Source organism: Streptomyces sp. SID13666 (assembly GCF_010548325.1).
Taxonomy (GTDB): domain Bacteria; phylum Actinomycetota; class Actinomycetes; order Streptomycetales; family Streptomycetaceae; genus Actinacidiphila; species Actinacidiphila fildesensis.
Genome location: NZ_JAAGLX010000011.1, coordinates 1 through 10988, shown reverse-complemented (window position 1 = coordinate 10988; position 10988 = coordinate 1). Strand labels below are relative to the sequence as shown.

General features: G+C 72.4%; 12 protein-coding genes. 3 read left to right on the top strand and 9 right to left on the bottom strand.

Features of this window, described 5'->3' with window-relative positions; all coding sequences use genetic code 11:
* Positions 1-46: 46 nt before the first annotated feature.
* Positions 47-994 carry an ADP-ribosylglycohydrolase family protein gene (locus G3I60_RS16730; RefSeq protein WP_164293714.1) on the bottom strand — a complete coding sequence of 316 codons (948 nt, stop codon included), beginning with the start codon at positions 992-994 and terminating at the stop codon, positions 47-49.
* Positions 995-1148: 154 nt separating this feature from the next.
* Here G3I60_RS16730 and G3I60_RS16725 point away from each other — a divergent pair, with 154 nt between their 5' ends.
* From G3I60_RS16725 to G3I60_RS16715, 3 genes are all read left to right on the top strand, one after another.
* The gene (locus G3I60_RS16725) at positions 1149-1835 is read left to right on the top strand and encodes a PadR family transcriptional regulator (protein WP_164293713.1); all 687 of its coding nucleotides are present in this window, start codon (positions 1149-1151) and stop codon (positions 1833-1835) included.
* A 198-nt stretch (positions 1836-2033) separates the two neighbouring features.
* The gene (locus G3I60_RS16720) at positions 2034-3053 is read left to right on the top strand and encodes an ATP-binding cassette domain-containing protein (RefSeq protein ID WP_164293712.1); all 1020 of its coding nucleotides are present in this window, start codon (positions 2034-2036) and stop codon (positions 3051-3053) included.
* Positions 3050-3829 carry an ABC transporter permease gene (locus G3I60_RS16715; RefSeq protein WP_164293711.1) on the top strand — a complete coding sequence of 260 codons (780 nt, stop codon included), beginning with the start codon at positions 3050-3052 and terminating at the stop codon, positions 3827-3829. The genes G3I60_RS16720 and G3I60_RS16715 overlap by 4 nt, the downstream gene beginning before the upstream one ends.
* Positions 3830-3932: 103 nt before the next feature.
* On the opposite strand, the gene G3I60_RS16710 is transcribed toward G3I60_RS16715, so the two are convergent.
* From G3I60_RS16710 to G3I60_RS16675, 8 genes are all read right to left on the bottom strand, one after another.
* Positions 3933-4784 carry a siderophore-interacting protein gene (locus G3I60_RS16710; RefSeq protein WP_164293710.1) on the bottom strand — a complete coding sequence of 284 codons (852 nt, stop codon included), beginning with the start codon at positions 4782-4784 and terminating at the stop codon, positions 3933-3935.
* Positions 4785-4929: 145 nt separating this feature from the next.
* Positions 4930-5646, bottom strand: coding sequence for a peptidoglycan editing factor PgeF (pgeF, locus tag G3I60_RS16705; protein ID WP_164293709.1), 717 nt, complete (start codon positions 5644-5646; stop codon positions 4930-4932).
* Between the two features lie 99 nt (positions 5647-5745).
* On the bottom strand, positions 5746-6831 hold the full coding sequence (locus G3I60_RS16700) for an alpha/beta fold hydrolase (protein WP_203673134.1): 1086 nt from the start codon (positions 6829-6831) through the stop codon (positions 5746-5748).
* 173 nt (positions 6832-7004) lie between these two features.
* Positions 7005-8237 (bottom strand): cytochrome P450, encoded by a 1233-nt coding sequence (locus G3I60_RS16695; protein ID WP_164293708.1) that lies wholly within the window; start codon positions 8235-8237, stop codon positions 7005-7007.
* Positions 8234-9478 (bottom strand): cytochrome P450, encoded by a 1245-nt coding sequence (locus G3I60_RS16690; RefSeq protein ID WP_187144813.1) that lies wholly within the window; start codon positions 9476-9478, stop codon positions 8234-8236. Before G3I60_RS16690 ends, G3I60_RS16695 begins: the two co-directional genes overlap by 4 nt.
* Positions 9475-10089, bottom strand: a complete 615-nt coding sequence (locus G3I60_RS16685) for an ATP/GTP-binding protein (protein WP_138354835.1) — start codon at positions 10087-10089, stop codon at positions 9475-9477. The genes G3I60_RS16690 and G3I60_RS16685 overlap by 4 nt, the downstream gene beginning before the upstream one ends.
* Positions 10064-10420 carry a DUF742 domain-containing protein gene (locus G3I60_RS16680; RefSeq protein WP_138354836.1) on the bottom strand — a complete coding sequence of 119 codons (357 nt, stop codon included), beginning with the start codon at positions 10418-10420 and terminating at the stop codon, positions 10064-10066. The genes G3I60_RS16685 and G3I60_RS16680 overlap by 26 nt, the downstream gene beginning before the upstream one ends.
* On the bottom strand, positions 10417-10839 hold the full coding sequence (locus G3I60_RS16675) for a roadblock/LC7 domain-containing protein (protein ID WP_138354837.1): 423 nt from the start codon (positions 10837-10839) through the stop codon (positions 10417-10419). Before G3I60_RS16675 ends, G3I60_RS16680 begins: the two co-directional genes overlap by 4 nt.
* Positions 10840-10988 lie beyond the last annotated feature (149 nt).

The window sequence follows — 10988 nt, the reverse complement described above, 5'->3', positions numbered from 1 at the left end:
CAGCCCCCGCCCGCCGGTTCTCCGGCGGGCGGGGGCTGCCGCCGTCTCACCGCGCGCTTCCCGCGCGGGCCAGCCGCTCCGAGAGCCCGACGAGCTCCGCCAGCCGCAACTCCCGTCCGCCGAAGCCCGGCAGCGGCACATGCAGCGTCTCCGTCCACCGCTCGGGAATCGCCCCGAGCCCGTGCACGGCCCCGGCGAGCCCCCCGGTGACCGCGGCGACCGTATCGGTGTCACCCCCGAGATCGACCGCCGCCCGCAGCGCCCCCTCGAACGACGAGGTGGTGCGCAGCGCCCACACCGCGGAGCCGAGACAGGGCCACACGGCTCCGTTGAACTCCGTGGCCAGTCCGGGGTGCCAGTCGGGGTCGAGGACGACCGCCCAGCGTTGCCGGTGGTCCTGCCCGACCTCGCCGAGGGCGGCCCCCACGGCTGCCAGCGGGTCACCGCCGTCGAGTGCCACCCGTACCAGCTCATGGAAGACGGCGGTGCCCTCCCAGGCCGCGCCGTCGCCATGGGTGAGGGCGGCGATCCGCCGGGCCGCGTCCATCGTCGCGTCCCGGCCCGCCGGTGCGAAGTACACGGCCGAGGTCGTCGCCCGCATCAACGAGCCGTTGCCGGCCGCGCGTTGGTTGACCTGGAAGTGCACGGCGGCGGCGAGGTCCCACGGCATCCCGTTGCTGAGCACGTCCTCGGTCTGCAGCCCGATGTCCTTCGGCTCGGCGGCCGACCACCGCTGGAACCGTTCGAAGATGTCGGGCAGGTCCAGGCCGTCGCGCTCCAGGAGCGACTCGGCGACCAGCACCGCCATCTGCGTGTCATCGGTGGCCTCGCCGGGATCCCAGCCCCCGCCCCCGCACATCTCGCCGCCGGCGGCCGGGAACCGGGTGGAGAACGTGCCCGCCTCGCCGAACTCGAAAGGCGCGCCGAGCGCGTCGCCCACTGCCGAGCCGACGATGGCGCCGGCTGCGCGCTGTTGGCGTTCCTGATGATCCATGCGACTCCTCCGTGCGCCCTGCGGTGCAGGGTACGACAGGTGGGGACACGGCGGGCAGGGCGTGGAGAACATCCGAAACTCGCGATGTATCGCGCTTGTCGCACTCGCGTACACGCGATATGCTCGGCCACGGATATCCGGAAGCGAGGTGAGGATGATGGCGAAGCGGCGGAAGCTGTCCAATCCGTTGGCGCTGGCGGTGATGGCCACGCTGGGGGAGCGGCCGATGCATCCGTACGAGATTGCGCAGGTGCTTCGGCAGCGGGGGAAGGAGCAGAGCATCAAGATCAATTACGGCTCGCTCTACACCGTCGTCCAGAACCTCGAGAAGCACGGATTCGTCGAGATCGCCGGTACGCAGCGGCAGGGTAACCGTCCCGAGCGGACCCTGTACGGCCTGACCACGTCCGGGCGGGTGGAGATGCACGACTGGCTCGCCGATCTGGTGGCCGTGCCGGTGCGGGAGTATCCGGCCTATGAGGCGGCGCTCTCGCTGATTCTGATGCTGCCGCCGGACGAGGCGGTCGGGCTGCTCGGGGAGCGGGTCGCCAAGCTGGAGGTCCAGGTGGCGGCGATCCGCGGGGTGCTCGGCAAGCTGGACGGGGACCTGCCCCGGATGTTCCTCATCGAGACCGAGTACCAGGTCCACATGGTCGAGGCGGAGATCGCCTGGACTCGTGGCTTCCTCGCCGAGCTGGCCGCGGGAACGGTCTCCGGCGTCGCCGAGTGGCGGTCCTGGCAGCAGAGCGGCGAGATCCCCGGCGAATGGGCGGAGATCGAGAAGCGGGTCGCGGACTCCGGGATCGGCGAACAGTTCAGGGAGCACATGAAGGAGCTCTGACCTCGGGGGTACCACCCCCGGAAACAACAACTCCGGCGCCCGCTGCGGGAACAGCGGACACCGGAGGCGTAACCCATCGGCCGGACAACCGCGCGAAGCAGGTGCCAGGCGATCCAGGTGCGGCATACCCAGGATAGCCCGGCTCCCTTCCCGCGATCGGTTCGGCAGACACCGAACACCGATATGCGGAGGCACCTCATGACGACCACCCGCGCGCCCGCTGTGGCGGCGCTCAACCTGATCAAGACGTATCCCGGCGATATCAAGGCCCTTGACGGCATGAACATCACCGTCGGAGCGGGCACGGTCTTCGGACTGCTGGGCCCCAACGGCGCCGGCAAGTCGACCACCGTCAAGATCCTCACCACGCTCGCCCGTCCGGATTCCGGGACCGCGATCGTCGCGGGCCATGACGCGCTGCGCCATCCGGACCGGGTCCGCCGGGCCATCGGCGTGGTCGCGCAGAAGTCCGGCGCCGACCCGGTCGCCACCGGGCGGGAGAACCTGCTTCTGCAGGGGCGGCTCTACGGGCTCAGGGGCGCCGCGCTGACCCGGCGGGCCGATGAGCTGCTGGACCGTTTCGATCTCACCGATGCCGGCAAGCGGCTGGTCAAGACGTACTCCGGCGGTATGCAGCGCCGGCTGGACGTGGCCATCGGGCTGGTCCACCGGCCCGAGGTGCTGTTCCTCGACGAGCCGACCACCGGTCTCGACCCCGAGGCGCGTACCGCCATGTGGGAGGAGATCTCCCGGCTGGCCGGTGACGAGGGCCTGACGATCCTGCTGACCACCCACTACCTCGAAGAGGCCGACCGGCTCGCCGAGCGCGTCGCGATCGTCGACCGCGGCCGGGTCGTCGCCGAGGGCACCCCCGACGAGCTGAAGGGCGAACTGCACGGCGACGCCGTCCAGGTCGTGCTGCGGGAGGACACCGGCCCGCTCGACGCCCGGCTGCTGGAGACGGCGCTGTCGGAGTTCGCGGGCGTCCGGGAGGCGGTCGTCGACGGCCGTCATCTGCGGGCCCGCGCCGACGACGGTCCCTCCGCGGTGCCGCACGTGCTCGCCGTCCTCGAACGCGAGGGCGCGGCCGTGGCCTCGGTGACCGTGGCCCGGCCCTCCCTCGACGATGTCTATCTGCGCTACGCCGGCCGCCGCTTCGCGGACGCCGACACCGGTGACGGCGCTCCCGTCCCGGCCACCGCTGGAGGTGCCCGATGAGTACGGCGACCCTGAACCACACCTGGTACATGACGCAGCGTCAACTGACCGCGATCCTGCGGCAGCCGGCGTTCCTGGTGATCACCCTGGTGCAGCCGGTGATCTGGCTGTTCCTCTTCGGCTCGCTGTTCCGCAAGGTCGTCGAGCTGGGCGGCTTCGGCACCACGTCCTACCTGGACTACCTGGTGCCGGGCGTGGTGGTGATGAGCGCCCTGGCGTCCAGCATGTGGGCGGGCATGGGCACCCTTGAGGAGATCGAACGCGGCACGCTGAACCGCTTCCTCGTCACCCCGGTCAGCCGGGCGGCGCTGATGAACGCCAACGTGGTGCAGCAGGGCATCAGCACCGCGCTGCAGTCCGTGGTGATCGTGCTGCTGGGCAAGCTCGGCGGCGCCGACTACCCGGGCGGCGTCACCGGACTGGTGATCCTGGTCATCGCGTCGATCCTGCTCGGTACGGTGTTCGGCGCGTTCTCCAACGCGCTCGGCATGCTGGTGCGGCAGCGCGAGAGCATCATCGGCATCAACACCTTCCTGCTGCTGCCGCTGACGTTCCTGTCCTCGGCCTTCATGGCCGTGACGCTGATGCCGTCGTGGATGCGGCACATCGCCGACTTCAACCCCGTCAACTGGGCGCTGGTGGCGGGCCGTTCGGCGATGGCCACCGACCCCGACTGGGGCTCGGTGCTCAGCCGCGGTGGCGCGCTGCTGGCGCTGGCGGTGGCCGCGGTGTGGCTGTCCACCCGCACCTTCCGCGCCTACCAGAAGTCGGTCTGAGGGCCGTACGGAAACGGCGGCCGGGCCCGGAACCTCCGGGCCCGGCCGCCGTGCGTTCACCCCGAACCGCCGTGTGGCGCGCCCGACGTCAGCAACGCCGCTGTCAGGAAGTGGCCGGAACGGCTTCCTGCTCCTGCTCGACCTGCTGGTTCCACTCGCGCTTCGAGGCCTGCCAGCCGTCCTCGTCCGCGCCGCGCCGCCAGTAGCCGGAGATGGAGAGCTGCTCGCGCTCCAGACCGCGGTCCATCCGCAGATGACGCCGCAGTTCCTTCACGAACGTCGCCTCGCCGTGCACGAAGGCCTGCGCGGTGCCCTGCGGGAACTCCAGGGCCTGCACCGCCTCCACGAGCGCGGCGCCGATCGGCCGGTCGCCGCGGTGCAGCCAGACGATGTCCGCCTTCCCCGACGGGACGATCTCCTGCTCCTCCTCGGGGCCGGCCACCTCGATGAACGCCTTCGCGAGCGCTCCCTCGGGCAGTCGCTCCAGGGACGCGGCGATGGCCGGCAGGGCGCTCTCGTCACCGGCGAGCAGATGCCAGTCGGCGTCCTCGCCGGGCGAGTACGCGCCGCCGGGGCCGGCGAACAGCACTTCCTCGCCGGGCTGCACCCGGGCCGCCCACGGGCCGGCGATGCCCTCGTCGCCGTGGTGCACGAAGTCGACGGTCAGCTCCACCGCCTGCGGGTCCCAGGCGCGCACGGTGTAGGTGCGGGTGCGCGGCCACTGGTCGCGGGGGAAGTCCCGGCGGACCGTTTCCAGGTCCATGGGCTCGGGGTAGGCGACCCCGTCCACCGGGAACTGCAGCTTGATGTAGTGATCGGTGTGCTCGCCCGCACCGAAGCCCGCGAGCTGCTCGCCACCGAGCACCACACGGATCATGTGCGGGGTGATGCGTTCGGTGCGCAGTACGCGCGCCCGGTTGAGCTTCGGGGTCCTGCGCGCCGGACGGTCCGCCATGGACTCTTCCCACCCTCTCGGTCACCTGGGTAACTCGGACACAACTTAGGTAAGCCTAACTGATTGGTCCATATCCTGGGCAGCGCATATCGGAATGATCACAACCCCGGTGAACTCCCGCCACCGGAGCGCCGGTTACCGACGACTACCGCGTCAGCCAGACGTAGGCGGCGAACCGTCCGGTGGTCTGCTCCCGCCGGTACGAGAACAGTTCCTTCGACTCGATGGTGCAGCGCGGGTCGTGCCGGACCTCGGCCACGCCGGCGCGGGTCAACTGCCCGGCGATGCCCGCCCGTACGTCCAGTCCGGCGGTGCCCTGGGTGGTGGTCGCCCACGCTTCGGGGAGCGTGGCGCAGACCTCCTCGCGCAGGGCGTCGGGCACCTCGTAGCACGTGCCGCAGGCGGTCGGCCCGATGAAGGCGACCATCCGGGCCGGGTCGGCGCCCTTGGCGACCATGGCGTCGACGGTGACGGGCACGACGCCGGCCACCGTTCCCACCCGTCCGGAGTGCGCGGCGCCGATGACCCGGGCCACCGGGTCGGCCAGCAGCACCGAGGCGCAGTCGGCCGCCAGCGCGGCCAGCGCGAGGCCGACCTCGGAGGTCACGACGGCGTCGAGCGGCGGCGCGTCCGGGCCGAAGGGCGCGGTCACATCGGCCACCGTCGCACTGTGCACCTGGCGCATGTGGACGACACGGGAGGTGTCGAGACCCAGCTCGAACGCGGTCAGCTGCCGGTTGCGGCGGACGGCGGCCGGGTCGTCGCCGGTGGCCCCGCCGAGGTTCCTGCTGTCGTACGGGGCCCTGCTCACCCCGCCGTGCCGGTCGGTGACGGCGTACCGCACTCGCGGTGCCAGTTCCATGCGCGGTCTCCCTCGGTCGGCCTGTGTCAGCAGCGTACGGCCCCGGCCGGTGCCGGCCGGAGCGGCGGCCCGCCCGGAGGCCCCGCGCCGGTTGCCGGATCACCGGGCGGTACGGCCGGCGAGAGCTTCCACCGCGGCGGCGACCGCGTCCGGGCTGGAGATCATCGTCAGATGACGGGCGCCGGGGATCAGCGTCGGGGCGGGGGCTCCGATGCGTGCGGCGGTCTCGGCCGGCGTCCGCCGGCTGAACACGTCGTCCTGCGCGCCGAACACGGCCGCCTTGGGCACGTCCACCCCGCGCAGTCCCGCCAGCCGGTCGGCGGACATGCCGGGTACGCCCTCGCCCAGCATGCTCCACAGGGCGCCCTCGGCGCCCGCCACCCGCAGTGGCCGCCGCCACTGGTCGAGACCCGCGCCGTCCAGCCGCGGGCAGCCGGGCCCGCACTGGGAGTCGTACACCTTGCGGATCAGCCAGTCGGAGCCGAGCCCGAGCCGCAGCAGGGTGGTGCGGTACGGATCGATCAGCGCGTACCGCAGCGCGGGCGGCGGGCCGGCGCCCGTGTCGAGGGCGTCGCCGTCGAGGAGCATCACCCCGCCGATCCGCCCGGGCGCGCGCAGCGCGGCCTCGGCGACCATCGCCGCGCCGCTGGAGTGGCCGACCAGGATCGGGCGCTCACCGGGACCGCCCAGCCGCAGGGCGTCGAGGAAGCCCAGCAACTGCCGGGTGAAGTGGTCGACGGTGTACGGGCCGCTCCGCTCGCTGTACCCCGAGCCGGTCAGGTCCAGGGCGTACACCCGGTGGTTCCGGGCGAGCAGCGGGGCCAGCCGCGACCAGGTGTCGGCCGACTCGAAGGCCCCGTGCACGAGGACGACGGGCGAGCCCGTCGCGCCCCACGCCTCGTAGCGGGTGTGGATACCGTCGGCCTCGACGTACGTCAGCCCCGGTGGTGGCGCGGCCCGGTCGGAGGTGAACGCGTTGTACACGAACGACGCGGCGGTCACCGAGACCAGCAGCGCCGCACAGACCAGCGCGGTACGCCGGACCCACCACCGCAGCCGGGAGCGCCGCGCGGCAGGGGCGGGACCGGACGGTGCCTCCGAAGGCACCTCCGCCGGCGCATCGGCGGCGGGCGCCTGCGGGACGGTGTCCGCGGCGGACTCTTCGTTCGTTCGTGCGTGTTCCAAGGCGGCTGTCCCGGTCGTCGATGGCCCGTCGGGGGCGGACCGCCCCCACGGACACTCTCGCCCCCGGCCGCCCTCCGCCGCGTCCGGCACGAGGAGGGGCCGGCGCTACTTCGTCCGCGGCAGCCGGTCCGCGGCGCGTACTCCCGGGGGAGCAGCGCCGCGGCCCCTAGGCCCTACCCGTGCAGCCGGACCGGGATCTCCTGCCAGCCGTAGGCGATGAACGACGGGACCTGCCGCAACTCGTCCGCCTTGACCGCGAGCTGGAGGTCCGGGAAGCGCTCGAAGAGCGCGGGGAGCGCGGTGAGGGCCTCCATCCGGGCGAGCGGGGCGCCGATGCAGCGGTGCACACCGATGCCGAACGCGAGATGGTCGTCGGACGTGCGGGCGGCGTCGAACTCGGCGGCGCCCGGCCCGTAGTGCTCCGGGTCCTGGCCGGCGGCGGCGAACGTGGTGACGATGGCGTCGCCCGCCGGGATCGTCACGCCCTCGATGGTGATGTCGGAGACGGCGAACCGCAGCGGGAGCGACGCGATGGACGGTGCGACACGCAGCACCTCGTCGATGACGCCGTCCCAGCCGATCTCGCCGGCGCGGACCGCCGCGAGCTGCTCGGGGTGCTGCAGCAGCGCCACCACGGCGTTGCCGATGAGGTTGACGGTGGTCTCGAAGCCGGCGCCGATCACGAGGAGCAGGGTGTAGAGCAGCTCCTCGTCGCTGAGCCGGTCGCCCTCCTCGTCACGGACCTTGATGAGCTCGGTGGTCATGTCGTCGCCGGGGTGCTCGCTCTTGTGGCCGATGAGCGCGGGCAGCACGGTGCCGATCTGGTGCTGGACGGACGCGGCGTGCTCCGGGCTGGGATCGGAGGTGTCCATGATGGCGGCGATCAGCCGGCCGGTGTCCTCGCGCAGCTCGTCCGGGACACCGAACAGCTCGCAGATCAGCTGCATCGGCAGCGGGTGCGCGTAGCCGGATCGTACGTCGACCGGTTCGCCCGACGCGCCCGAGGTGTCGAGCCGGTCGAGGAGCTCGGTGGTGATCTGCTCCACCCGGGCGCGCATCGCCTCGGTGCGGCGGGCGGTGAAGCTGGGGGCGACGAGCTTGCGCAGCCGGGTGTGGTCCGGGCCGTACGTCGAGAGCATGTTGACCACGCCGACCCAGCCCATGATCCAGCCCCAGGCGGGGTGTTCGCCGATCTCCGGGAACAGCGACCAGTGCTTGCGCGGGTCCTTGCTGACCCGTGGGTCCAGGATCAGCGCCTTGAGGGTGTCGTAGCCGGTGGGCGCCCAGGCGGGGATGCCGCCCGGCAGCTCGACGGCCACCACTGGGCCGAGAGCGCGCAGCCGGGCGCTCTCGGCGGGGATGTCGGCGCCGAACGGGTCGATGGCCAAACGGGGGGACACGGTCATGCTCGGTCTCCAGGCTGGTCGGGGATACGCGGGGTGAAGCGGACGGGAAGCGCCTTCAGGGAGCGGTGGAACGGTCCCGGGCGCCAGCTGAGGTCCTCGCGCGGGGTGGTCGCCGTCAGGTCGGGCAGCCACTGGGTGAGCCGCTCGATGGACTCGGTGGCGATCAGCAGGGCCTGCTGCTTGACGGGACAGGCGTGCTCGCCCGCCGACCACGACAGATGCGAGGCGTCGCGGGGGTGGTGGGCCCCGGCGAACTCCTGCTCGGAGAAGAGCGCGAGGGCGCCGTAGGAGACGACGACGGGGACGGCCGCCTGCACCCAGACACCGTGGAAGCTCAGCGACTCGCGGGCGTAGAGGATGCCGTAGTTCGCCAGCGGGGTCTCGTACCGCAGCACCTCGACGACCGCTTCCATGACCGGGCGCGAACCGCTGGTCAGCGTCGAGTAGTAGGCGGGGTTTCCGAGAATGCGGGACAGTGCGTTGGAGACGAGGTTCGCGCTGGGCTCATGGCCCGCGCCCAGGGTCAGGAAGACCTGCCAGACGACCTCTTCGGGGGTCAGCTCCAGCGGGTGGTCCAGCAGCCAGCTCGTCAGGTCCTCGCCGCGCTGCGCGCTCTTGGCGCCGACGAGCCCCATGACGTAACTGCCGTACTCGGCCTCGCCCTCGGCGGAGTCGGCGCCGCCCTCCATCATCTTGCCCAGCGCGGCTTCGAGCCGGCCGCTCTCGCTGTCCGGCAGGCCGAACAGGTTGTTGAAGATCAGCGACATCAGCGGGCGGGCGAAGTCGGCGACGAGGTCGGCGCTGCCCGCCGGGCCGAACCGGTTCACCAGGACGTCCACCGCGTGGTGCACCCGCTCGCGCAGGTCGTGCGGCTCCACGAGGTCGAAGGCGTCGACCAGGGTACGGCGGTAGCGGATGTGGGCGTCGCCGTCGGAGAACAGGGTGTTGGGGCGCCAGCGCATCATGCCGAGGATCGGCGAGTCCTCGGCGACCGTGGCCTCCCACGGCCGGGGGTCGTGCGACCAGGTCTCGGGGTCGTGCAGCACCTCGAGGGCGGCGCGCCGGTCGGTGACGACGTACGCGGGGATGCCGGGCGCGAGCTCGGCCCAGCCGATCGGGCCCTGGGCCTTCAACGTCGCGTAGTAGGCGTGCGGGTCGGCGGCGAAGCCGTCCTCCCACAGGCGCACCGGCGCGGACAGCGAGAAGGTCTCGGCGGGGGCGGGATAGGGAGAGGGGTTCACCAGGTCTCCGGACGGTCGCGGGCTATCAGGTGCTGGACGAGGGCGAGCAGCGAGTCGATGGAGGAGTTGGCGTCCCGGGCGTCGCAGCTCACCATCGGCGTGCCGGGATCCAGGTCCAGGGAACGGCGGAGCTGGTCCTCGGTGTACGGCCGCGAGTCGGGGAACGTGTTGAGCGCCACGGCGTACGGCAGCCCCGTCTCCTCCACCAGGCCGAGCACGTCGAAGGAGTCGTCGATACGGCGGGTGTCGACCAGCACCAGCGCGCCGAGCGCCCCGTAGGCGATGTCCGCCCACAGGGAACGGAAGCGCTCCTGGCCGGGAGTGCCGAACAGGTAGAGCACGACGCCGCCCGCCAGGCTGATCCGCCCGAAGTCGATGGCGACCGTGGTGGTGGTCTTGTCCCGCACCCCGGCCAGGTCGTCGACCTGGACCGACGCCTCGGACATGTGCTCCTCGGTGTGCAGCGGACGGATCTCCGAAACCGAGTCGATCAGCGTGGTCTTGCCCACCCCGAACGGGCCCGCCACCAGGATCTTCACCAGATCGCGGGCGCTGTCCGGCAGGTGCAGGCCACCGGTGCCGGTGCTACTGCTTGAGGGCGCGGAGGCCATCGGCCACTCTCTTCAACAGGTCGGGGTCGTGCAGGGCGGCCAGGGGTACCGGCGGGCGGGCGCTCACCAGCCCCAGGTCGATCAGATCGGCGGCGAGGACGCGTACGGCGGAGACCGGCAGCTCCAGCAGGGCCGCGGTCTCCACCACGGTCAGCGAGCCGCCGTCCAGCGCCTTGAGCAGCGCGTGCCGGGCGGCGGGGAGCCCGTCGGGGACGTGCTCCCCGCCGGTCAGCACCGAGAGGCGCTCCAGGCTGTTGCGGCTCGGCCGCGCCACCCCGCCGGTGGACAGATACGCGGGGACCAGGGGGCGGCCGCTCCGGCGGCCCGTCATACCGGAGAGCCGCCATCGGCTCCCCGGGGCGCGGCGGCCATCGCCTTCTCACCGAGCCGTGCCACCTGCGAGTGCACCCGGTGGGCGAGCAGGTCCAGCCGGACCTCCGGGTCGCCGAAGGCGGCCACGACCGAGCCGTGCCTGGTGGGCGCGACCAGGATGTAGCCGTGGTCGGACTCGATGACGATCTGGCGGATCTGTGCGTCGTCCTGGTCCGCGAAGGCCGCGGCGGCCGCCCGGCACGCGCCCTGCACCGTGCTGGTGATCGCGGCGGTGCGCTCCGCGGTGGCCTGCGACAGTGCCGCGGAGAACCCGGAGACCAGCCCGTCCCTGGTCAGCAGGACGGCCGCCCGGACGTGCGGGATCTCCAGAATCGGGTCGAGCACCCACGCCGTGTCACCGGCTTCTCGGCTGGTCATCGCGGGTCGTTCCCTTCGGTTTCGAGTGCGGATCGGGCCGCGGCGGTCCCGGACTGCAGGGCGCCGAGCGCGGCGGCCGCCTCCTCGGGGGTCCGCTCCCGCACCCGCGGTGCGGCCGGCTCGGCCGCCGCCTGGGCGGGCGCCGCGAC

Coding starts and splice junctions, on each gene's coding strand:
- G3I60_RS16675 (WP_138354837.1), bottom strand. CDS start 10,839: ATGACCAGCCGAGAAGCCGGTGACACGGCGTGGGTGCTCGACCCGATT.
- G3I60_RS16725 (WP_164293713.1), top strand. CDS start 1,149: ATGATGGCGAAGCGGCGGAAGCTGTCCAATCCGTTGGCGCTGGCGGTG.
- G3I60_RS16715 (WP_164293711.1), top strand. CDS start 3,050: ATGAGTACGGCGACCCTGAACCACACCTGGTACATGACGCAGCGTCAA.
- G3I60_RS16720 (WP_164293712.1), top strand. CDS start 2,034: ATGACGACCACCCGCGCGCCCGCTGTGGCGGCGCTCAACCTGATCAAG.
- G3I60_RS16695 (WP_164293708.1), bottom strand. CDS start 8,237: ATGACCGTGTCCCCCCGTTTGGCCATCGACCCGTTCGGCGCCGACATC.
- G3I60_RS16680 (WP_138354836.1), bottom strand. CDS start 10,420: ATGACGGGCCGCCGGAGCGGCCGCCCCCTGGTCCCCGCGTATCTGTCC.
- G3I60_RS16710 (WP_164293710.1), bottom strand. CDS start 4,784: ATGGCGGACCGTCCGGCGCGCAGGACCCCGAAGCTCAACCGGGCGCGC.
- G3I60_RS16685 (WP_138354835.1), bottom strand. CDS start 10,089: ATGGCCTCCGCGCCCTCAAGCAGTAGCACCGGCACCGGTGGCCTGCAC.
- G3I60_RS16730 (WP_164293714.1), bottom strand. CDS start 994: ATGGATCATCAGGAACGCCAACAGCGCGCAGCCGGCGCCATCGTCGGC.
- pgeF (WP_164293709.1), bottom strand. CDS start 5,646: ATGGAACTGGCACCGCGAGTGCGGTACGCCGTCACCGACCGGCACGGC.